Here is a 20,036-nt window from a genome sequence, read left to right on the forward strand (position 1 = left end):
GGCAGGAATGGAAAACGCCCGGCGGTTGCCGGGCGTCATGGGTGGGTGGGGAACCTAGACCGTCGTTCTGCGGAGATCGGCGGAGGCTGTCGCGGTGAACCGGAAGTGGGTCGGCACCGCGGAGTGCGGGAGGTTCGCGGGGAGCCCGCCGACGGCGACCCCATAGCAGGGGACGCCGCCGAGCTCGCCCGCGCGGCCGGCGCGCTGCAGGATGCCGAGCGCCAACGCGGTGAGGTCGCGGGCATCCTGCTCCCGCACAGCGAAGCCGTCGAGCACGAGCATCGGCCGGTCGGTGACGAGGTCGCGCTCGCCGCCGCCCGCCGTCGTCACGCGGACGAACTGCGGCGGCTTCGGGTCGGCGGTGGGCAGCTTCGTGCCGACCGCGACGCCTGCGAACCGCGTCTCGGGGAACGCCGCGTTGAGTTCGACGATCGCCGCGACCTCGGGGTCGGCGGGGATGAGCAGCTCGGGCATGGTCACCGCCCAGCGTTCACTGCGCGCTGCAGCACGGCGTCCTCGGCCTGCCGCTTCCGCGCCTGCGGGGTCGCCGTCGTGACGTACCCCATCGCGCGGCCGAGCTTCGACGAGCCCTCGGCGACCTGCACGCGCGCCTCGAAGCCGTCGCCGGCCTCTTCCGCGATCGCCTCGGCATGCTCCTTGAGGAGTGCCTGCGCCTCGGGCGACTGCAGCACGGCGCGGAGGCCGGCCGGGTTGATCTTGATGCGAATGCCAGTAGCCATCAGCCCACCCATTTCTTGAGGAGGAGGATCGTGTGCGACGTGAGGGCGCTCGGGCCCGGCTGCCGCACGACGTCCCCGTCGATCTGAAACTGCTCGCCGAACACGACGATGCGGTCGTGCCGCTCGACGTCGGCGGAGAACGGGCCGCGCGCGGTCCACACGATCGACGCCGCATCGCGGTTCTGCGCGTCGCGCGTCGTCGCTCCGGCGTCGAGCGCCCAGCCCTTGAGCTCGACGCCGACAGCGGCCGAGAAGTCGGCCTCCTGGCCGCCTCGGCCGTCGTCGACCATCGCGGGGCGCTCGCGCACGAGCGTGTGCCGCGAGGTGAGCCCGGCGATCACGGGAGCACCCCGAGCCGGTAGGGCGCGAGGCGCGCTTCGTCCGGCCCGCCGGGGCCGATGAGCAGCGCGCCCGAGGTGCGAGTGAACGTCACCGAGACGCCGCCGGCCTGCTCGCGGCTGATGCCGAGCGGGGATCCGAGGGCGCCCGCGGCGAGCTCGAGCGTGAGCGTCACGAGATCCTCGGGGATCGGGTCGAAGCCTGCGACGAACGTCACGTCGACCGCGCGGCCGACGAGCGGCGTCCACCCGGTGTCCTCGTCGAAGTCGACGAGCGCCGGGTTGATCGCCGCGCCGTCGATGGTGCCGCTCTCGATCGACTCGATGCGCATCGCGGGCAGCCACACCTCGGCCGAGAAGCGGCCGCGCCGCCGGTGCTTGATGATGTGCTTCCCCGCGATGTGCCATCCGCAGTGGTTGCGGATCGAGCGCGTCGCGGCACGGAGTTCGCGTTCGAGGAAGGGGTGCTCGGCGGCGATGGTGCCGCCCGACCGGTCGGCCATGTCGGCCGGGGTCGCGAACATGTCGGTGGTGTCAGCCATCGCCGCCGCCTCCCTTACTCGCTCGCGTCGGGGTCGGAAGCGTCTTCGACGCCGCCGGCCGGCTTCTGGGTTTCCGTCGCCGGGGGCGCCGGATCGGCGGGCTTGTCGCCCGCGGGAGCGGCCTTGTTGGCTGCGGGCTTGCGCGCCTTGTTGGCTGCGGGCTTGCGCGCCTTGTTGGCTGCCGGCTTCGCGCCCTTCGCGCCCGACGGCTTCGCGCCAGAGCGTGCGGTCGTGCGCCGCTTCGGAGCGTCCTTGACGTACTCCTCGACGCCGAGGCGCGCGGCCTCCTCCTCGGTGAGCTTCATGATCGTTTCGACGTCGCTGCGTCCGACGCGCTCCGTCACCTTGTATCGCTTGAGCGGCATGGTGCGCCCTTTCTCTGTCGTGACTCGGTGGTCGACGGGGACCACCGTGGTTCGCGGCCCGCATGCTGCGTGCCCGGCACCGCATACTCGGCAGCTCGCCACGGTGATCCCCTCTCGGCCTAGGCGGTCAGGTCGATCTCGACGAACGCCTTCGGACGGGTGACGCCGAACGCGACTCGCTCCTCGGCGAGCACGGCGACGAGGTTGCGGATGAAGAAGTCCGCGTGGGAATCGGTGACGCTGATCGTCGCCTCCTCGCGGTCCCAGAGGACCGCCTTCGCGAAGTCGCCGATCAGGCCGGTGCCGACCGCGATCGACTCCGACTCGACGACCGGGAGGCCGTGCAGCGTCGGGACACCCGCGGTCAGGGCCTCGTTCTGCGGGTTCTTCGCGAGGCGCGCGAGCTGGATCCGCTCCCAGTCGAGCGGGTTCAGGACGTAGCCGGTCGGGTTCGCCCGCCCGACGGTGAGCACCTTGGTGCGCGCCTTGAGCGTGGTCTCGAGCAGCGGGTCGAGTTCGGCGACGGTCGCCGACCACGCCTGCGCCTGGATGCTCGGCGTCTCGAGGATGCCGGTCAGGTGCTCGCCGGCGCCGGTGCCGTTGAGGATCTCGTCCTCTTCGACACGGGCGAGGTCCGCCATGAGCTCGTCGTCGATGAGGCCGCGGAGCTGCGAGGCATCGGCGATGCCGCGCTTCGTCGCGGGGATCCACTCGGCGATCGTCTTCACGGTCGCGGTGACCTTCTCGAAGGCGATGCTGCCCTCGGGCTTGTAACCGCCGCCCGCGACGGGCGTCAGCGCGCCGCCGTCGGCGGGTGCGGTCGGGCCCGCGGCGCTCGTCGCCTCCGGGACCGGCGCGGCCGAGGTGGGCTGCGTGGTCTGGCGCACGAACTCGACGGTGTCCGACTCGGTCTGGCGAACCGAGATCAGGTCGCGGATCGTCAGCTTCGGACGGCCGAGCGCCTCGAAGATGCCGGTGATGTCCGTGTTGACGAACGCGCCGGCCGAGGTGTCCGATGCTCCGGTGACGAGGCCCTTACGGCGGGTGCCGTGGAGCGACTTCACGCCGAGGGGCTGGGACTGGACGCGGGCGCGGTCGCCGGGAGCGCGGCCGTTGTGCTCCTTCATCAGGCCGAGGTAGGCGGCCGACTCGACGAACAGCGCGCCGAGCGACTTCTTGCCGGGGACGATGAAGTCGGACGCGCCGGGGCGGTCCTCGTTCTTCTCGAGCCCGAGCTCGTCGCCGATCGACTTGAGCGCGGCCTTGAGGTCCGCGCCCTCCTGCGCCTTCGCGAAGCTGGCCTTCGCCGCCTCGTACGCCTTGAGGTGGGTCGCCGCGTCGGTGACCTCGTCCTCGGTCATGTCGCGGTTCTCGGCCTCAGCCTTCGCCGCAATGTCGCGCGCCGACTTGAGAGCCGCGCGCATCTGGTCCTTGAGCTGCTCGCTCATGGGGTGTCTCCTTTGGGTCAGAGGGTGGTGAACTCGAGCTCGCTGGACGCGAGCTCGATCTGATGCGCCAGCGCTCGGGCGGACGGTGCGCGCGTGGGCTCCTCGGACTTGGCCGCGTCGGGCTCCTCGTCCTTGGCCGGTTCGCTTCCGCGGGCCTTGCTGCTGTCGTCGTTCGAGTCGGAGTCGAGCGCCGCGAGCACGCGGCCGATGGCCTCGTGCGCGGTGCGCAGCTCGTCCTCGTTCTTGGCCGAGATCGCTCGGCCGGCCTTGAGGTCGGTCATGAGGTGGTCGGTGATCGACTTCACCGCCACGACCGACGTGTCTCGGTTCGCGCCGATCGGCACGAAGCTGAACTCGTGGACGTCGAGCTTGCGCAGCTCGTTGGCCTTCTGGCCGTCGTCGAGCTGCACCGCGCCCTCGTCGAGCACGTCGTACGCGAACGAGAGCTCGCGCAGGCGACGCCCCTTCACGAGGCGGTACACCTTCGCGGCCTTGGGGTCGTCGAGCTCGAACTGCCCCTTGACCCACCAGCCGTGCTCGTCCTCGCCTTCGTCGATCGCATACGCGACGTAGAAGTCGGGGTCGTCCATGCGGTGCCCGAAGAGGCCGGGCAGCACCGCGCCCTGATCCTTCCGCGCCTGGATCCCCTCGGCGAACGCCCCGGGCGCGACGACGTCTCCGTAGGCGTCGGGCGTGCGGGTGAACGTGCTCGGGTAGACGACGAACTGGCCTTCCTCGAGTCCGTCCTCTGGCCCGGCCTTGAGCCGGGTGGTCGCGAGGATCGCGGTCTTGGTCTTCATCGGGTGCCTCCTAGTAGGTGACCTCGACCTCGCACGAGCAGCCGGCGACCCCGTCGGCGCCAAGCACCGGGTCGCCGGGCCACTTGGCGCCGTTCGAGAAGTTGTCTTCGATGGGGACGGTCTCGCCGTCCATGAGGGCGTGCTCCGGGCGGGGATTCCCGGACGTGACGAGCCAGGTCTTCTCAGCTCGGGAGCCGACGAGCTGCTTCCCGGCCTCCATGACCGCGAAGCCAGCCAGCGCGGTGACGAGCGCGGTCGAGCCCGTGTCGGTGCGGTTCTCGATCGCCTGGTCGAAGACGTGACCGGGATCCGGCTCGTCGCTGCCGAGCGTCTCCTCGAGCTGCGCGAGCGTCGCCGAGTTGATCGCCTCGGCTCGGGACTTCGCGACGGACTGCAGGAACGCGAGCGTGCGGTCCTCGTCGTAGTCGCCAGGCTCGAAGCCGAGCGCCTTCGCCTGCTCGCGGCCGAGCTCGGTCGCCGTCGTGGCGGCGAGCTTGAACAGGTCGACGGTGAGCTCGTCGTTCCAGCGGTCCTCGTCCCACCATTCGGCCGCGGCCTTCGCGCCGAGCCGACTCATGACTACGTCGCGCTGCCGGGCGAAGAACTTCGCGAGCACCTGCGCAGCCGCGCGGACATGCGGCGTCGTCTCGACGTCGCTCGACTTCACCGACCGCCGAGCGCTCTTCACCCCGTGCCGGGGTGCGGCGCGGAGGTTCTGCGTGCCCGAGTCCGTCGGCGACGCCTGGCCGCCGACGAGCACGTTCAGCGGCACGACGAGCTCGTCGCCGCCCTCGACCCGCGGGAGGTTCGCACGGGCGCGCGCCTCGTTGCGGGTGAGGTACGGCGCGCCGACAGAGGACTGCAGTTGCGCGGCCTGCTCGTCGAAGCTGCCGCGCAGCTTCTCCTGCAGGTTGAACTCGACGTACACGTTCTCGGTGTCGTCGAAGTCGGGGATGAGCTGCAGCGCAATGTCCTGCTGGATCTCCTGCAGCCAGGGCCCGAGAGTGTCCTGGTACAGCATCTTGTGCTGCTCTTGGATGTTCGAGAACGTGGCCTTGTCGAGGATGCCGACCATCGGCGGCGGGATATGGAACGCCGCCGCGACCTCCTCGCGGGTGAGCATGCGGGCCTCGACGTACTGCAGGTCGACCGCGTTCTGCGCGGCCGCCTTGAACGTCATCCCGTCCTCCAGGATCGGCGTGCCGCCAGCCTCGAGCGCGGTGTGCCCGGCGTACTGCGAGCGCCACCCCTGGCTGAACCGATCGCGCGCGGGCGCCGACCATGCCGGAGCGGCGGCGGGGCGTTCGAGGTAGCCCGAGATCCGGGCCCCGTTGCGCAGCACCTGCTCGCGCATGCGGCTCGCCTGGTAGGACTCGGACAGGATCTGCCGGATGGACTCGATCGGAGACACCCCGGTGAGGTCGTCCTCCGGGTTGTAGCCGCGGAAGTAGACGACCTGCTCGCGCGGGATCTCGATCTTGCCGCGGTCGCCCTTCACCTCGAAGTGCGAGATCGTCATCCAGTCCTCGCCGACGGGCTTCACCATCTGCGGGCGGAGCCGCTGCAGGCCGCCGTCGCCGAGCTTCGCCCAGTACGCGCAGTCGAAGATGCCACGGTCAGAGACGAGCGACCGCATGAGGCGGTAGGGCGTCGTCTCCGGGTTCGGGTTCGCGAGGAGCTGCGCGAGCGGGTGGTCGCGCAGCCGCTCCCGGTCCGTCTCGCCGAGGCGGCGGAACGTGTGCAGGGACAACTGCGAAATGTTGCGTGCGAGGAAGTCGACGACGGTGCGCACCTCGGGCTGCTTCCGCCAAATCTGCGCGTACGTGAACGCGAGATCAGGGGCGAGCTGCAGGCTGTAGCCGCCCGGCTTGGGCGCCTTCGCGGTGCTGCGGAGCGAACCGCCAGAGACAGCGAATGCCACGATGCCTCCTCTCAGAGCGCCTGAACGAACGCGACGCGGTCGCGCTCGATGACGATCTCGCCGTCGAGCGGCGTCGGTTCGGTGTCGGGTTCGAGCAGGGTCGCGTTCGCGACGAAGAGCAGCGGGCCGCGCTGGCGCACGAGAACGCCCTGCACGGCCTGGCCGTTGACGAGGTTCACGAGCACCTGGCGGTGGACGACGAGACGGCGGTACGCGCCCACGGGCGGCCTCCTTCGTTAGACGACCATCAGGTCGTGCGTTTCGTATGCCGACTCTGTGGTCGGCTGAGGGTTGGTGAGCAGCAGGCCGACGGCCGCGATCATCGCGAGCAGCGGCGCGGCGTCGACCGGTGACGCCTTCCGGTCGATCACCCAGCCGTCGCCCACGGCCTTGATCTGCGCGGTGGTCGCCGCGGAGTCGAGCAGCGGCTGCACGCCGTGCGAGAAGCCGACGCGCGCACGGAACTCCTCGGGCGTCTCACCCGCGGGAGCCTCGTCGGCGGCGCCGCGCTTCACGAGGTCGAACGTCTTGCCGTGCCAGCCGGCAAGCTCGGACTCGCCCCACGGGTGGACGACGAGACCGGCGTCCTCGAAGTCCTTCCAGAGGGAGGAGATCGGGGCGCCGCGTCGCTGGAACGCGACGTGCTCGGGCTTCACCTTGCGCTGCGGGGACTTGAGCCACGGGATCACCCAGTCGGGGCCCGCGCGGTGCGCGACGATCTCGCCGCGGATCCGGCCCTCGGTGTCCCAGAACGCGAGCGCGACGTACACCATCGTGCGGTCGTGCGACATGTCGACGCCGTAGCAGGCGGTGCGCGCCCGGTCGCGGGTGACGCCGCGCGCCTCACGGTCGGCCTTGCTGTCGAGCAGCGCCGTCCATGAGCCGTTCGGGAACGGGCCGGCCTTCGCCGTGTTGACGAACTGGCAGAGCACCTCGGTGCGGAACTCGATCTCGGGGTCGTCCTTCGCCGCAGCGGCGATCGCACGCTCGTCGAGCTCGGTGTACCCGAGCGACGGATTGGCGCGCGCCCACCCCTCGCGGTCCCAGCGGCCGACGAGCTGCCCATCTTCCGTGCCGTCGACCGTGCCGGCCGACCACTCGAACAAGCCGGTCGAGTCGAGGTCGAGCTGATCGAGCAGCTCGGGCGGAATGTCCTCGGGATGCTTCCCCTCGATGCTCGCGATCGCGCCAGCACGGAGGTGGCGCAGCACGACCGACTCGAGGCCGCCCGCGTTCGAGACGCCCCACACCTGCGCGCGTCGGCGGGCGAGCGTGGTCTTCGACGTCGCCGACCATGCGCGCCAGTCGTGGTGTTCGCGTAGCTCGTCGAAGATGACGAGGTCGCCGCGGTAGCCGCGGCCGCCACGGCGGTTCGCCGTCGCGATCTTGAACGTCTCCTGAGCGTCGAGCTGCAGCAGCACGGAGCCCTTGCCCTCGTGCTTTTTCGCGATCTCGTCGGCGAGCTCAGGGATCGCTTCGGCGACCGCGACGGCCTCCTGCCATGCGGCGAGCGCGTGGTCGATCGAGGCGTGCGTTTCGAGCGTCATCTTCGCGCCGTCCTGGAACATGCGCCACAGGATCAGCACGGTGAGGAGCGTCGACTTGCCGTTCTGCCGGGCGACGAGCAGCAGCACCGTGCGGAAGCGGAAGATCGCGCCGGGCTCGTCGAGGAGCTCGAGGGCGTGGATCAGCAGCCACCGCTGCCACTCGAGCGAGCGCGGCAGCAGGCCGAGGTAGTCCATGTCGTCGTCGGGCGCGCGATTCGCGTCGAGCTCCTCGAGACGATTCCGCATCCAGTCCCAGAACTCGACGACATCGAAGCCGAGCGACGTCTCGGGCGTGAGCTCGCGCAGCGGCGGCGTGAAGATGCGCGGCGTCTGGCAGCCGTACAGCTTCCGCCTACGTGCCCCGCTTCGCCGGGCGCTTGAACTCTGAGAGGATCCCCGCCGGCGGGCGGGTCGAGTCGGCGCGCTCATCGTCCCCCTCCGGATCCGGTGCTCGCCGGAGCGAGCGCAGCTCGCGCTGCAGTCGAACTTGAGGGGTGCCGCCGAGGTCGGACAGCACGCGGGACAGCGCCCGGTGCGCGCTGAGCGCCTTCGCGTCCTCGCCCGCGTGGGTGAGCTCGTCGATAGTGCGCGCGAGCTCGCGGGCCTGGACCTGCGATGCGAGATCGGATGGCACGAGCCACTTCATCGCGCGCAGCGACTCGTCGACCGCGTCGCGCATCGTGGTCGGCGCGGCGGACGCGTTGCCCGTCCGCTGCTCGGTCTTCGCGAGCTCGCGCTGCTCGGTGGCCTTCGCGCGTGCGATCCGCTTCCGTTCAGCGTCTTTCGCGCGTCGCTCCTCGGGTGTCATCGCCACGATGCACCCCCGATCCTGCGGACGCGGACACGGCATCCGCGGACGAACTCACCCCCGATAGGGGAAATCACTGCCGGCGAACTTGATCGTGATCTCAGGTGCCAGAGATTGAGACGCCCCTACCCCTGGCGGCGAAGCTGGGTGTGGTGCGTCCAGTCGGTAGTGAACCCGCATGCGTTGCACCACGGAGGCAGCCCGTCGCGATGCTGCACGGGCTTGTGGTCATGGTGCTCGATCGACCAGCGCTCGCCGTTCGGTGCCTCGATCTCTTCGATCTGTATCGGAGTGGCACCCTCGGGTGCGCCGAGGTTCGGGCACGGCTTGTCGATGATGATCGGGACCCAGAGCGTGGTGAGCATGCCGTCGAAGGCTGGCTCGATGCGGGGTCCGTCCTCGTGGATGAGGAACGGGAAGGCCACGCCGTCGATCGCGAGGTAACGTCCGCTGATCTTGTAGCTCTTCGCGAGGTGAGGCGTCTCGTTCATCAGTCGGCCTTGGGCTCGTCGGTCTTCGCGACGTCGGTGCTCGCAGCCTTCGTGGGGATCCACTTCGCGGTGGTCTTGGCGAGGCGGTAGCGTCCGCCTTCGGCGTCGATGTGGTCGATGCCTTCGGGGACGAGGTACGTCTTGCCCGCGAGTGGGCCGTCTTTGGGGGTGATGCGTCGGCTCATGGTCAGAACTCCTCTGTGGTTTCCCCGATGCCGGGGCGTGGTGCGCGCGCGCCTGCGCTGCGGTTGCAACGGCAGTGCGCGGGAGCAGCGTTGGTGGGGTCGATGATGAGGTCGGGGCGGCCCATCCGCTTCGCGTCTTTGCGGCTGATGATGTGCTGCAGCTCGAAGCTGTCGGGCTCGTTCTTCTCGCCGTCCCAGTCGATCGTGGCTTGCCCGCAGAACCAGCAGGGCGCGTTGACGCGACGCCACGCCGCCTTGAGGGCCGTGCGCATCGACTGATAGGCGCCGGAGTGGATGAGGTCGGAGGACATGCGACCTCCTCCTGCTATGGCTTGCGCTGCTCCTCGAGGAGGGCCTTCACCTCGGCGAGCTCGGAGCGGAGCTGTTCGACTTGGTCGGCGGTCGCGGCCGCGCTCTTCGATGCTTCGTCGGATACCTTCTCGACGATCCAGGATGCGAGGGTCGCGGTGACGGCGCCGATCAGGGCGATGCCGCCGACCATGAGGCCGGCGGCGACGATGCGGCCGGTGAGGGTGACGGGGTAGAAGTCGCCGTAGCCGACGGTCGTCATCGTGACGAACGCCCACCAGAGGGCGTCGCCGAAGGTGTCGATGTTGCCCTCGCCGTGCTCGGCGTCGAGGACCGCGAGGGCGGCGATCAGGATTGTGAGGGCGGCGGCACCGATCGTGTAGATGATGACGCGGCCGCGGAGGATGCTTCCGGCGCCGCGCTGCACGAGCGCTATGACGGTGAGGAACCGCATGAGGCGCAGCGGGCGCAACATGGGGAGCGCGACGATCGCGAGGTCGAGCAGGTGCCGGTAGAACCAGCGCCACCGGTGCTCGGCGAGTGCGAGGCGTGCGAGGTAGTCGATGAGGAACACGGCCCACGTCACCCAGATGACGGCCTCGGCGGCGCTGCCGAGCGGCCCGTCCGGGCTGACGATGATCTGCACGGCGTACGCGACGAAGAACGCGAGGGCGGCGATGGTGAGCGGCCACTCGGTGACCTTGCTCCATCGCTCGAGACGTGCGCCGTACATGGCGTTCACGATAGTGCAGTCGAGCGCGGGGCCTGCGCGCAACGTGGGGCCCCGCGCTCGACTTCGGAAGGAATGAGAAAGGGCCAGGTGCTTTCGCTGCCTGGCCCACTTACTCGACTCTCAATGTAGGGGGTGACACCGAGAGCTGGTCAAGCAGGGTGTCTTGCGGCGTGTCGCCAGTCATGGCGCGGATCCGCTGCTGGTGGACGGGGTCGGCGTGGAGCCGGCGCCGGAGCTCGGCGAGTAGGACGCGCTCCTCGACGATGCGGCGCCCCTGCTGGTCGAAGGTCATCGGCATGCCCTCCCGCCTCCACCGCTTGATCGTGCGGATCGAGCGGCGGACGCGGGAGGCTGCCTCGCGGTACGTGAGTGGGGTCACGTTGCCTCGGCGCGGTCGGGTGGCTGCCATGTCTGCCCGCAGGTGTCGCAGCGGGCGCCGGCAAGGCCGTCGGCGCCCCATAGCGGGAGCACGGTGCGCTCGCCGCAGGTGGTGCAGGGCCGGGGCCGGTACGCCTTGAACTCGGGCTCGGCGCGCGGGTAGCGTCCTCGCATCTTGCGGATGGTGTCGACGAGCTGCTCGGGGGCGTCGTGCAGTCCGCCGTCGCGCGCGATCTGGTGGGCGGATGCGGTGAGGTAGCGCACGATCTCGGTGGAGAGCGCGAACGCCTCGTCAGGGCGACAGGACGGGAGCCCCTGCACTTCGTCCCGTCCGCGCCATTGTCGTGCGCGTACGGGGCGTGGGGCGGGGTTTCCGGTGCGTTCCTGCACCTCCTGAGCGAAGAGCACGAGGGTGGCGTAGAGGAGGTCGGCGTCGTCCGCGGCGGAGGCGTTGAACGGGAGCCGGGCCTTCTCCCCGGATCCGTCGACGACGACCGCGGACGTGTCCTGCGCGCGCACGGTGTGCTCGGCGAGCTCGCGCATGTGGAGGACCTGGAACGGGACTTGCGCGAGGTGCCACTCGAGCCACTCCGTGCGGGACTGCTCAGCCTGCATCGGAACCTCCATATCGCGGTCTTTCGGGCCGATATCCTGGCGCCATGAACAATCCCCTCATGCCGGACACGACCCTCGCCTGGGTCCTCACGATCGCCGTCTGGCTTTTCTTCACGATCATCTGGCTCTGGATCCTGTGGGCCATCATCCGGGGCGCGGTCCTTTCCGCGCTGCGGAAGCACTCGGACGAGATCCGGGAACGCACCCGCGTCTGACCGAAGCTCATCGAGTTTCTCCCTGCCACTCTCGCTGACGCTCGGCTGCGTTCGCGGAGTCGTCGGGCTCGTAGAGCACCAGGGCGGGCAGTACGGTCTCGTTGAACGCGGTCATGTACGTGGAGTCGACGCGATGCCAGCGCCGGCCCGGTGACCAGTGGGACAGCTGCGCCGCGTAGCCGTCGGCGAGCAGCACGACAGTGCCGTACGGGAGGTCGGCCTCCTGCTCGGGGGCGGTGATCACCTTCCGCGCGGTCATCGCTTCGCTCCAGCCCAGTCGCACGACATTCCACCCGCGTTCGCGCGTTTCCAGGTCAGGCAGACGACTTTCCGGCCGTCCTCGAGGGTGGCCGTGCGCTGCTTCAGCCCGGACGCGGGCAGTTCCGTGCCGGGGTCTTCGAAGCCGCACCCGGTCAGCACGAGCGAGGCGGCGATCGCGGCGGCGGCGAGCGCGCGCTTCACGGCGCGACGCCCGGCTCGGCGGGAGGGATCGGTGGTCATGGGGTTCTCCTTCGTTCAGGCGTCGACGGTCGCGCCGACGTACAGGGGTTGGGGCGGCGGCTGGATCTCCCAGCCGCCGCAGTACGGGGTCGTCGTGACGGCCGGGATCGCGGGGCCGGACGCCGGGACGATCTCGACCCGGTCGACGGTGCGCGGAGACAGCAGCGCGCCCGCGACGTACGCGAGCACGAGGCAGGCGAGCACGAGCACGACAAGCAGCAGCCGGACAGCGGACGCTCGGCGGGCCGTCACGGGGCGGCCTCGATCCGGATCTCGGCAGCGACACTGGCGAAGATCGGGAACTTCGCCCGCTGGTCCGGGTCCGCAGCCTGGTAGGCGATCCACGACGTCCACTGGCGCCTCGTCTCGCTCGGGTCCGTGTCCGGCAGGAGCCGCGCGCCCGAGGCGGCCTCAACAGCGACCGAGAGCCGCGGCCGGTTGTCGTGCTCAACGCAGGCGGCGACGTATTCGTAGACGCCGCCGACGTTGCGCAGGCTCTGGACAGCGCGGCGGATCTCCTCGGCGGTCATGCGAGCACCGCCGATATCTCGTCGCCGATCCAGTGCGCGACGTTCACCGCGACCGCGTTGCCGGCGCCCTTCGTCGTCTCGCTCTTGTTCGCGGCCGACGTGTCGTAGCCCTCCGCGAATCGCTGCGCGCGCAGGTGCTCAGTCGGGCCGAGCATCCGGAACCGCACCTCGTCGATGTCGAACGGCAGCTCGCCGTCGTAGACCTCGGCCGGGCGCTTCCGCTCCGGGACGACGAGCGACACGTTCGGTGAGGTCACCATCGCCGGCAACGGCTCCCCCGTGCTCTTGTTCATGTGCTCGATGCGGGCATAGTCGAGACCGCCGTGGTGCTTCGAGATGAACGCCTCGGGCGGGACCGCGAGCCCGTGGTGCGGAGCGGTCGACATCGCGCCGACCGGCGCGCCGATGGGCGCCGCGGTCCCCGTGCCGTAGAACTCGGCGAGGAACGGCGGGACGGCGATGCCCTGCGAGATGGTCGTCGTCATCGACCCGAGCGCATTCTCGACCGAGCTCACTCGACGGTCGCCGCTGCGCCCGCCGCCATCGCCGTAGTGGTGGGTGACGTACGGCGGGAACACGAGCCCGTCTCCGATCTTCGTGCTGCGCGTCGGGAGCGGCCCGCTGTCGAGCATCCGCGCACGGCCGTCGCCGTCGTGGTTCACCGCGATCATGTGCGGCGGGATCGCGAAGCCGTCACCGGATCCGCCAGCCTGGCGCGCGTTCAGCGGCGCAGCCGAGTCCCACGCCCGGTAGTAGCCGTCAAGCTCGCCGAAGCGCGGATGCCGCGGGTTCGCGGCGTCCCAGGTCTGCCCGGCGCCGGCCACGATCGGCGGGCGGGCGAACATGCGCAGGCCCATCTCGATCCGCCGCATCGTCGCCGCGGCGAGCGGCTTGAGCCCGTGCTTTCCGCGGTCCGCGATCCGGATCCCGAGATCCGACCAGTCGATGACGGCCGCGGCGGGGAGCACGAACGGCTCGACGACCTGCAGCGCGTGTCGGCCGGCGTCGCAGACGTAGACGTACTGGGTGCCGTACTTCCCGAACCGCGGGGCGCCGGCGGGCGCCGCCTTCTTCCAGTGCTGCCGCGTCGACACGATCGCGTCGCACTGCGCGCAGAACGCCGGCGGAGACGGCTCGAGGCGCGGCTCCCGCATGCCCTTCTTCGTGAGCACGATGTAGATGCGATCTCGCCACTGCCCCGCGGCCGGGTTCGTCGGCCCGTACACGTGCGCGGCGTTGACGTTGACGACCTTCCATCGGTAGTCGAGCGCCTCCCACATGCGAAGCCACGACTCGAATAGCGGCCAGGAGGCGACCTCGACGACGTTCTCGATCACGATGACGTCGAAGCTGCGCGCCTCGGTGGCGCGGATCGGGTCGAACATCGTCGCCCGGGAGCGCACGCCGGCGTCGGCGGGCAGCGGGTCGTCGCCGAACAGCGTCGGGCCGGTCGCCTTCGCGCGTTTCCGGCCGCCGGCGGGCGAGTGCCAGGTGCACTCGGGCGAGGCCCAGAGCATCGGCGCCCACGGGAGGCGGCGCATGTCGTAGCCGGAGAGGTCGCCCTGCACGTGGTCAGCGTCGCGGTGGTTCGCGGAGTGCACAGCGATCGCCTTGTCCCAGTGGTTGTAGGCGGTGACGAGTTCGAAGCCGGCTTCGACGAGGCCGGAGGATGCGCCGCCGAATCCGGCGAAGAAGTCGAGGAACTGGATGCTCATTCGAATGCTCCAAACAGGGTCTGCTGGTGCGGCTTCCCGAGCCGCTTCTCGATCAGAGGAATGTGCGTGCCGTCCTCATCGAGCTCGATCAACACGCACTCGAAGCCCTCGATCACGCACGCCTCGCCCGTCGTTCCCGAGCCCGCGAACATGTCGAGCACTCGGCCGCCCGGTCGCGAGACGATCGGGAGCAGGTAGCGGATCAACGCCAGTGGCTTCACGGTCGTGTGCTGGTGGCCGTCGACCACGGGGCGCTCGTCGCGGCCGGCCTTCGCGACGTAGAAGAACCGCGACCCACCGCCCGAGTCGCCGAAGCCGCGTTCGCCCTCCGCGCTGCCGTACGAGCCAAGGATCCCGGCGTCCTTCGGCGCGCGGGCATGGTGCGCGGCGAGCTTCCCCGAGGTGAGGGTGCCCGTCTGCCGGTCAAGCTCGGCCGCCTGCGACTCGTCCAGAATCACGTTCGCCGGGAAACGGCCCGACTCGCTGCCATTCTTTCCAGCAGTCGGGGTCCAGCCGTCGTCATTCAGGATCCCGAAGTCCTGACCCGTACGGGCACGGATCGTGCTTTCCGAGCCGATCCGGCCGGCGTCGATGTTCAACGCCCCCGTGCCCCACTTTAAGACGTTCTGCGCGACCGACAGGCCGCGCTCGAGCGGCTTCCGAGCCACGATCACGGGCTCGTGCGCAGGCTTGAACGCGGTGCCCCAGCCCTCCCACTCCGCGGCGGCGGTCCCCTCGCGGGCGGCATCGCGGGCGATCCCGTCGCGGGTCGTCATCGCGAAGTTCGTGCGGTTCTCCCACGCCTCGACGGTGCCGGTCACCTCGCGCTCAGCCCAAGCATCGCCCGCGGTGCCCTTGCGTGTGTTCAGGCGCTGCACCTCGGCGTCGAGCCCGGCCCCCAGCGACGGGATGACGCGCTGCAGCGTCGCCCACTGCTCAGTCGTAGGCAGCGACGGCTGCGAGTCCGTGTCGCGCGCCGCCCAATGGTCGATCAGGCGAGGGTGGCAGCCGTCGAAGTACTGCACGAGATCCCGCGATCGCAGACCGTCGGCATCCATCGCCACACGGATCGCCCGGCAGATTACGCGCGTCGGCTCGACGTCCTCCACCCGCATCTTGTCGATCGCCTTCGCGACGTCGAGCGACTTCGGAAAGCCCTGCCCGTACAGCCATGCGATGTTGTCTCGGATCTCGAACCCGGCGTCCTCGATCGCGACCGCGACGCGATGCCAGGTGCGGGTGCCGCCGAACACGAGCGCGTGCCCGCCCGGCTTCAACACGCGGAACGCCTGCGCCCACACCTCCGGGTCGTACGCGATCCCCGACGAGTCCCAGCCCTTGCCCATGAAACCGAGCTCGTAGGGCGGATCCGTGACGATCGCGTCGACCGAGTTGTCCGGCAGTCCGGCCATGACCTCGCGGCAGTCGCCGCGGTACACGGTCACGGGGCCATGCTCGAATGCGGGGGTCATGATGCCCATGCGAGTCGCTCCGATCTGGGGATGACGGAAAGGCAGTCGCGGCAGAGCTGCAGGATGCGTTCGCCTTCCGGCATGTCGATGCCGCAGCGGCCGCACGGCTGCTTCGGCCGGTGCCTGGTCTCCCCGAGAGACGGGGAAGGCGGCGCCTGGACCGGCGCCGCCTTCGGGGTGATGGGTGGGAGGGTGCCCTCCCTGCGTGCTTTCGAGTAGTGCGACCAGCACATGCCTCGGGCGCGCGCGATCTCGGTGCACCTGCCCTGGATGCAGCGCACCTGCCGGCGGCTCAAAAGACCACCTCGCCGAGGTCGGTGCGGATCGTCGCCGCAGTCATCCGCGCACCCATCTCGGCCACCTGCGCGTTGAGCTGGGCCTCGGCGTTGTCCGCGGCGTTGACGAGCTCGTTCGCGAGATCGCGAGCCTGCTCAGGTGAGTACGACCAGACCTTCCGGAGTTGGGTGAGCTCCACGCGGTAGTCGTCGTCGACGGCCACCGCCGCGACATCGACGGTGAGCTGTTCCTGAATAGCCATTCCTCTGTTCCTTCCTCAGAACATGCCGATCGGCTGCGATGTGATGCGGGCGAACTTGCCCTCCCACCGCAGCGACCTGCGTCCAGACCGCCCATGGCGGTTCTTCACGACGTACATCTCGAGCACGTCACCGGGTTCCCCGTCGGACTCGAGCTTTCGTTGCAGCATCAGCACGACGTCGGCGTGCATGCCGATGTCGTCCGACTTCGCGAGGTCGGCGAGCGTGGGCGGCCGTTGCGTCTGCTGCGCCTTCGGACCCTTCACCTGCACGGAGTCGCGGTTGAGCTGCGCGAGCGCGATCACCGGGCAGCGCAGCTCGCCGGCGAGCACCTTCAACTGGCGGGCGATCTCGCCCACCATCTCGTGCACCTTCATGCGCGAGTCGTGCGACGAGATCAACTGCAAGTAGTCGACGACCACGCCCGCGATCGGTCCCTTCCGGGCGACCGAGCGCGCGTATGCCTTCACCTGCTGCACGGTCACGCCGGACCGCTCGTCGATGAACAACGGCAGCCCGTCGATCCGTCGATGAGCGAGCCCGAGCTGCGCAGCCTCCCCAGCGGAGAGGTCGTGCCGCTTCAACGACGAGAGCGGGATCTGTCCAACCTGAGCGACCAGACGTTCGAGCATCTGGTCCGTGCTCATCTCGAGCGCCGAGTACGCGACCGGCCCGGATGCGGCGAGCGCCGCAGCGATCTGGAGGCCGGCGTTCGACTTACCGCCGCCCGGTCGTGCGCCAACGATGTAGAGCCCACCGGGCGAGAACCCGCCGATCATGTCGTTGATCTCGGTCCACGGCGTCGGCACATACTCGGGGGCCTCATCGAGGGCCGCGGTGAACGCCTCCCACCGGTGCGAGATCGGTGCGATGCTCGTTCCTTGCTCCCCGAGCAGTCCCTCCATCTCGGTGCGGAGGATCTCGATCTGCTCGGCGGGGTCGCCCTCCGCCTTGTAACCGGCGGTCGCGACCTTCTCTCCGAACTCGATCATGCGTCGCTGCGCGGCCCGGTCGCGCACGATCTCCGCGTAGTAGAGGGCGTTCGCGGCCGACGGCACGATCGACGTCAGCGTGTGCAGGTAGACCGCCCCGTCAGGCACCTCCGAGATTCGTCCGGTGCTCGTGAGCTGGTCGCCGACGGTGATCGCGTCCACCGCTCGCCCGGCCCCGGCGAGTTCGAGGATCGCGTCGAAGATCGTCTCGTGCTTCGGCTCGTAGAAGTCGACGCCGTTCAGCACGCCGGTGACTTCCGCGAGTGCGCGCTTCGAGAGCATCGCGGCGCCGAGCACGGACTGCTCAGCGACGGGCTCGTGCGGCGCGACGCGCTCGCCGCCGACCGGCGCGGCCGGCCTCGACCCCCAGGGGTCATCGTCCTCGTATTCGGTCACAGCGGGATCACCTCGATTCCTTCGTCCAGTCCGATGAAGCTCGCCCCGCAGGCGCGGCAGCGTAGCCGTCTCGCGGCCCCGGCTGCTTCGCCCGCCCGGGCTTCCGCGAGGCACGTCTCGCAGATCAGGCCGCCACCTCCACCGCAGGTCCGGCAGCGCAGGATGAACGCCGCCGAGTTCTCACAGCGGCTCCGTTCGATGAGCACTTCGCAGCGGGGCGCGAAGTCGAGCTGCTCGAGCACCCGCTCGTCGAAGTCCGGGGTCACCGTGGCGCTCACGGTTCGATCCCCAGCCACTTCGACTTCAGGTGCGCGACCCAGTCGGCGTCGTCGCGGCGTTCGACGAACTCCTCAGCCGGGATCCCCGCGGCCGCGCAGATCGTGCGCTCGGCAGCGGTGAGCTCCGGCGGCGTCCATGCACGCTCCTGCCGGATCGCCGCCGCGCCCTCGATGATGTGCACCGGCATGAGGTAGCGGTCCGACGACGCGAAGTGCCGCCTCATCGCCTCGAAGGCGTCGTCCTTGGCGACGTCGGCGAGCAGCCCATGCCACGCCTCGACGTGTGCCTCGGCGACCCGACGGTGGTCGTATGCGGAGGCTGCCGCGAGCAGGCCCGCGACCTCTGACTTCTTCACCCCTCGATCTCCTTCTGCTGTTCCTCCTCGGCGTAGCGGAGCGCGAGGTCGATGTTCTGGTGGACCGCCGGCGCGCGACGGCCCCGCGCGGCCTGCTGCCGGAGCGTTTCGTACTTCTCGCGGAGCTTCGAAGCGGACAGGATGTTGCCCCGCCAGAACTCGTCGGCCTGGCACCAGCGGATCGCGCCCGCGATCTGGTCTGCGGGGATCTCGTCGCGGTCGAGCATCAGCCGGATCGCGTCGCGGTTCTTCTTGTTCCGGGCGGGGAGCTTCTTCACGCCGTTCTTCGTGAGCTCCTCGTCGAGGAGGTCGAGGAGGTGTTCGACGTCGGCACGGGACGCGTCATCGTTCTCCGACGATGACTTACTAGTAGGTACGGGTACGGGTACGGGTACGGGAAGAGCGGACGCGGGCGTCTCGGTGACGTCTTCGAGACGCGTTGGTCCCGCATGCTGTCCCGCGCCTGTCACGTTGTCGTCACGCTGTGACGTTTCGCGCTTCGCCGCCTTGGCTGCACGCCACCGCTCCTTCCTCACCCGGTCTGCCTCGCGCCGCTGCTCGGCATCGGCGCGTGACGGCTGCCTCTCCTCCCACTGGTGGAACTCGAACCCGCCCTCCACCCGCGCCCACAGGCCGGCGGCGGCGAGCGCCTCCGCCTCAGCCGGTGTGCCGAGCATCGCGGCGGCAGCGGCCGAGACGAAGCCGTCGGTGAGCTGCTGCGCGCACCATGCACCGGCGCGCACCCACAGGCCCATCGCGGCATTGCCCACCTCGAGCACCTTGGGGTGCGTCGCCAGGCTGTCGTCGACCTTGAACCACATCTCGTTCATTTCCTCTCTGGTGTTCGCACGCCGGCCTCGGCGCACCATTGGTCCCACTCGGGGCCGTAGACCTCGCGCATCATCTGCGCCGCTTCGGTCGCGTGGATCCGGAGCGCCTCGCCGCCCTTCGTGAGGCGTGCCCAGCCGTGCAGGTGGGGGTAGAAGACGGGCACGCGGCCGGGGTCTCCGACCCAGCGGCGTACCTTCCACCCGTAGGCGAGGGCGATCGTTTGCAGGTCGCGCTCGCAGCGGCCGTTGCAGTCGAAGCAGAGGGTCAGCGAGTCGACGATCGACGGTGGCGTCGGCGAGCCGCCCATGCCGACCGCGCGGCGGTGCTGGTGCGTCAGCGAGTAGCGGGTGGAGCAGCGCGCGCACTGGTCGTTGTCGCGGTCCTTCGTGTCGGCCCAGGTCGCGGCCTGGACCCTCATCCGAACACCGCCGAGCGTGTGCAGCGGCTCTCGTGCACCCCGTCCCAGACGACGCGCGTTGTGGAGTGCAGCGCCTCGAGGGTGAAGGTGCCGGTCTTCGGGTCGTGTGCGTCGATGCGCCAAGGCTTCGGGTCGGCGTCGACGCGCACGACATCGCGGACGCCGAGCTTCTTCGGGCGGCTCACAGCGTGATCCCGAACTTCTTGGCGGCGTCACCGACCGCGGTGCGGACGGCGGCGAGGTCCTGCTTCCCGAAGTTCGTGGCCTCGTGGAGGACCTGGAGGAGTGCGCCCTTCATCGCGAGTTCCTGCGCCCCGTCGTGCGCGGCGACCTCCTGCTCGAGTCGGACGGCGGTGGCGCGGGCCCGGTCCCGCTCGGCGGTGATGTCGGCGAACTGCGCGACGTCGGCCCAGTCCGGGCGGCCCTTCTGCTCCATGAACGTGCGCACGCGCTCGGCACCGGCGACCAACTCCTCAGCGGTGATGCCGCTCTGGTGAGCCCGCATCACGGTGGCGAGCTCGTCCTCTCGGTATCCCCGCTGGGCGTCGTACTTCGTCGTCTGGGGTTGCTCCATGT

General features: G+C 69.9%; 32 protein-coding genes. 1 reads left to right on the forward strand and 31 read right to left on the reverse strand.

Annotation, left to right across the window (positions count from 1 at the left end; genetic code table 11):
- Positions 1-54: 54 nt before the first annotated feature.
- From XM48_RS16375 to XM48_RS16455, 17 genes are all read right to left on the reverse strand, one after another.
- A complete protein-coding gene (locus XM48_RS16375; RefSeq protein WP_046456893.1) occupies positions 55-474 on the reverse strand; it encodes a hypothetical protein in 420 nt (139 codons plus the stop codon).
- A 2-nt stretch (positions 475-476) separates the two neighbouring features.
- Positions 477-740, reverse strand: a complete 264-nt coding sequence (locus XM48_RS16380) for a hypothetical protein (protein WP_046456894.1) — start codon at positions 738-740, stop codon at positions 477-479.
- Entirely contained in the window at positions 740-1,081 is a 342-nt protein-coding gene (locus XM48_RS16385) for a hypothetical protein (RefSeq protein ID WP_046456895.1), read from the reverse strand. Before XM48_RS16385 ends, XM48_RS16380 begins: the two co-directional genes overlap by 1 nt.
- Complete coding sequence (locus tag XM48_RS17195) at positions 1,078-1,620, reverse strand: hypothetical protein (protein WP_052961588.1); 543 nt, start codon at positions 1,618-1,620, stop codon at positions 1,078-1,080. The genes XM48_RS16385 and XM48_RS17195 overlap by 4 nt, the downstream gene beginning before the upstream one ends.
- A gap of 14 nt (positions 1,621-1,634) precedes the next feature.
- The gene (locus XM48_RS17200) at positions 1,635-1,985 is read right to left on the reverse strand and encodes a hypothetical protein (RefSeq protein ID WP_052961589.1); all 351 of its coding nucleotides are present in this window, start codon (positions 1,983-1,985) and stop codon (positions 1,635-1,637) included.
- A 119-nt stretch (positions 1,986-2,104) separates the two neighbouring features.
- Positions 2,105-3,433, reverse strand: coding sequence for a phage major capsid protein (locus tag XM48_RS16400; RefSeq protein ID WP_046456897.1), 1,329 nt, complete (start codon positions 3,431-3,433; stop codon positions 2,105-2,107).
- 17 nt (positions 3,434-3,450) lie between these two features.
- A complete protein-coding gene (locus tag XM48_RS16405; protein WP_046456898.1) occupies positions 3,451-4,233 on the reverse strand; it encodes an HK97 family phage prohead protease in 783 nt (260 codons plus the stop codon).
- Between the two features lie 10 nt (positions 4,234-4,243).
- Positions 4,244-6,154, reverse strand: a complete 1,911-nt coding sequence (locus tag XM48_RS16410) for a phage portal protein (protein ID WP_046456899.1) — start codon at positions 6,152-6,154, stop codon at positions 4,244-4,246.
- An 11-nt stretch (positions 6,155-6,165) separates the two neighbouring features.
- Complete coding sequence (locus XM48_RS16415) at positions 6,166-6,375, reverse strand: hypothetical protein (RefSeq protein WP_046456900.1); 210 nt, start codon at positions 6,373-6,375, stop codon at positions 6,166-6,168.
- Between the two features lie 15 nt (positions 6,376-6,390).
- The gene (locus XM48_RS16420) at positions 6,391-8,130 is read right to left on the reverse strand and encodes a hypothetical protein (protein ID WP_197074239.1); all 1,740 of its coding nucleotides are present in this window, start codon (positions 8,128-8,130) and stop codon (positions 6,391-6,393) included.
- Positions 8,054-8,515, reverse strand: a complete 462-nt coding sequence (locus tag XM48_RS16425; RefSeq protein ID WP_046456901.1) for a hypothetical protein — start codon at positions 8,513-8,515, stop codon at positions 8,054-8,056. Before XM48_RS16425 ends, XM48_RS16420 begins: the two co-directional genes overlap by 77 nt.
- A gap of 119 nt (positions 8,516-8,634) precedes the next feature.
- Entirely contained in the window at positions 8,635-9,000 is a 366-nt protein-coding gene (locus XM48_RS16430) for a hypothetical protein (protein ID WP_046456902.1), read from the reverse strand.
- Positions 9,000-9,185 (reverse strand): hypothetical protein, encoded by a 186-nt coding sequence (locus tag XM48_RS16435; protein WP_046456903.1) that lies wholly within the window; start codon positions 9,183-9,185, stop codon positions 9,000-9,002. The genes XM48_RS16430 and XM48_RS16435 overlap by 1 nt, the downstream gene beginning before the upstream one ends.
- A 2-nt stretch (positions 9,186-9,187) precedes the next feature.
- Complete coding sequence (locus XM48_RS16440) at positions 9,188-9,496, reverse strand: hypothetical protein (RefSeq protein ID WP_052961591.1); 309 nt, start codon at positions 9,494-9,496, stop codon at positions 9,188-9,190.
- Positions 9,497-9,510: 14 nt separating this feature from the next.
- Positions 9,511-10,227 carry a potassium channel family protein gene (locus tag XM48_RS16445; RefSeq protein ID WP_046456983.1) on the reverse strand — a complete coding sequence of 239 codons (717 nt, stop codon included), beginning with the start codon at positions 10,225-10,227 and terminating at the stop codon, positions 9,511-9,513.
- Positions 10,228-10,336: 109 nt separating this feature from the next.
- Complete coding sequence (locus XM48_RS16450) at positions 10,337-10,606, reverse strand: hypothetical protein (RefSeq protein WP_231580925.1); 270 nt, start codon at positions 10,604-10,606, stop codon at positions 10,337-10,339.
- Complete coding sequence (locus XM48_RS16455; protein ID WP_156175103.1) at positions 10,603-11,220, reverse strand: hypothetical protein; 618 nt, start codon at positions 11,218-11,220, stop codon at positions 10,603-10,605. The genes XM48_RS16450 and XM48_RS16455 overlap by 4 nt, the downstream gene beginning before the upstream one ends.
- Positions 11,221-11,264: 44 nt before the next feature.
- Between XM48_RS16455 and XM48_RS18050 the strand changes: the two genes are divergently transcribed.
- The gene (locus XM48_RS18050; protein WP_156175031.1) at positions 11,265-11,435 is read left to right on the forward strand and encodes a hypothetical protein; all 171 of its coding nucleotides are present in this window, start codon (positions 11,265-11,267) and stop codon (positions 11,433-11,435) included.
- 7 nt (positions 11,436-11,442) lie between these two features.
- Here the strand turns inward: XM48_RS18050 and XM48_RS16460 are convergent, their stop codons facing one another.
- From XM48_RS16460 to XM48_RS16535, 14 genes are all read right to left on the reverse strand, one after another.
- Entirely contained in the window at positions 11,443-11,694 is a 252-nt protein-coding gene (locus XM48_RS16460) for a hypothetical protein (protein WP_046456906.1), read from the reverse strand.
- On the reverse strand, positions 11,691-11,936 hold the full coding sequence (locus XM48_RS16465) for a hypothetical protein (RefSeq protein WP_046456907.1): 246 nt from the start codon (positions 11,934-11,936) through the stop codon (positions 11,691-11,693). The genes XM48_RS16460 and XM48_RS16465 overlap by 4 nt, the downstream gene beginning before the upstream one ends.
- A 15-nt stretch (positions 11,937-11,951) precedes the next feature.
- Positions 11,952-12,188, reverse strand: coding sequence for a hypothetical protein (locus tag XM48_RS16470; protein ID WP_046456908.1), 237 nt, complete (start codon positions 12,186-12,188; stop codon positions 11,952-11,954).
- Positions 12,185-12,466, reverse strand: coding sequence for a hypothetical protein (locus XM48_RS16475; RefSeq protein WP_046456909.1), 282 nt, complete (start codon positions 12,464-12,466; stop codon positions 12,185-12,187). The genes XM48_RS16470 and XM48_RS16475 overlap by 4 nt, the downstream gene beginning before the upstream one ends.
- Positions 12,463-14,181, reverse strand: a complete 1,719-nt coding sequence (locus tag XM48_RS16480) for a DNA cytosine methyltransferase (RefSeq protein WP_046456910.1) — start codon at positions 14,179-14,181, stop codon at positions 12,463-12,465. The genes XM48_RS16475 and XM48_RS16480 overlap by 4 nt, the downstream gene beginning before the upstream one ends.
- Positions 14,178-15,653: a DNA methyltransferase gene (locus XM48_RS18575; protein ID WP_156175104.1), complete on the reverse strand. Its 1,476-nt coding sequence runs from the start codon at positions 15,651-15,653 to the stop codon at positions 14,178-14,180. The genes XM48_RS16480 and XM48_RS18575 overlap by 4 nt, the downstream gene beginning before the upstream one ends.
- A gap of 292 nt (positions 15,654-15,945) precedes the next feature.
- Positions 15,946-16,191, reverse strand: coding sequence for a hypothetical protein (locus tag XM48_RS16495; RefSeq protein ID WP_046456912.1), 246 nt, complete (start codon positions 16,189-16,191; stop codon positions 15,946-15,948).
- A 15-nt stretch (positions 16,192-16,206) separates the two neighbouring features.
- Positions 16,207-17,577, reverse strand: a complete 1,371-nt coding sequence (locus tag XM48_RS16500; protein ID WP_046456913.1) for a DnaB-like helicase C-terminal domain-containing protein — start codon at positions 17,575-17,577, stop codon at positions 16,207-16,209.
- Positions 17,574-17,855 (reverse strand): hypothetical protein, encoded by a 282-nt coding sequence (locus tag XM48_RS16505; protein WP_046456914.1) that lies wholly within the window; start codon positions 17,853-17,855, stop codon positions 17,574-17,576. Before XM48_RS16505 ends, XM48_RS16500 begins: the two co-directional genes overlap by 4 nt.
- Positions 17,852-18,211 carry a hypothetical protein gene (locus XM48_RS17210; RefSeq protein WP_052961592.1) on the reverse strand — a complete coding sequence of 120 codons (360 nt, stop codon included), beginning with the start codon at positions 18,209-18,211 and terminating at the stop codon, positions 17,852-17,854. Before XM48_RS17210 ends, XM48_RS16505 begins: the two co-directional genes overlap by 4 nt.
- Entirely contained in the window at positions 18,208-19,041 is an 834-nt protein-coding gene (locus tag XM48_RS17215; protein WP_052961593.1) for a hypothetical protein, read from the reverse strand. The genes XM48_RS17210 and XM48_RS17215 overlap by 4 nt, the downstream gene beginning before the upstream one ends.
- Positions 19,038-19,460: a hypothetical protein gene (locus XM48_RS16525; RefSeq protein ID WP_046456915.1), complete on the reverse strand. Its 423-nt coding sequence runs from the start codon at positions 19,458-19,460 to the stop codon at positions 19,038-19,040. Before XM48_RS16525 ends, XM48_RS17215 begins: the two co-directional genes overlap by 4 nt.
- Positions 19,457-19,645: a hypothetical protein gene (locus tag XM48_RS16530; protein ID WP_046456916.1), complete on the reverse strand. Its 189-nt coding sequence runs from the start codon at positions 19,643-19,645 to the stop codon at positions 19,457-19,459. The genes XM48_RS16525 and XM48_RS16530 overlap by 4 nt, the downstream gene beginning before the upstream one ends.
- Complete coding sequence (locus tag XM48_RS16535) at positions 19,642-20,034, reverse strand: hypothetical protein (RefSeq protein ID WP_046456917.1); 393 nt, start codon at positions 20,032-20,034, stop codon at positions 19,642-19,644. The genes XM48_RS16530 and XM48_RS16535 overlap by 4 nt, the downstream gene beginning before the upstream one ends.
- Positions 20,035-20,036 lie beyond the last annotated feature (2 nt).

The organism is Leucobacter sp. Ag1, assembly GCF_000980875.1.
In the GTDB taxonomy this organism is placed as follows: domain Bacteria; phylum Actinomycetota; class Actinomycetes; order Actinomycetales; family Microbacteriaceae; genus Leucobacter; species Leucobacter iarius.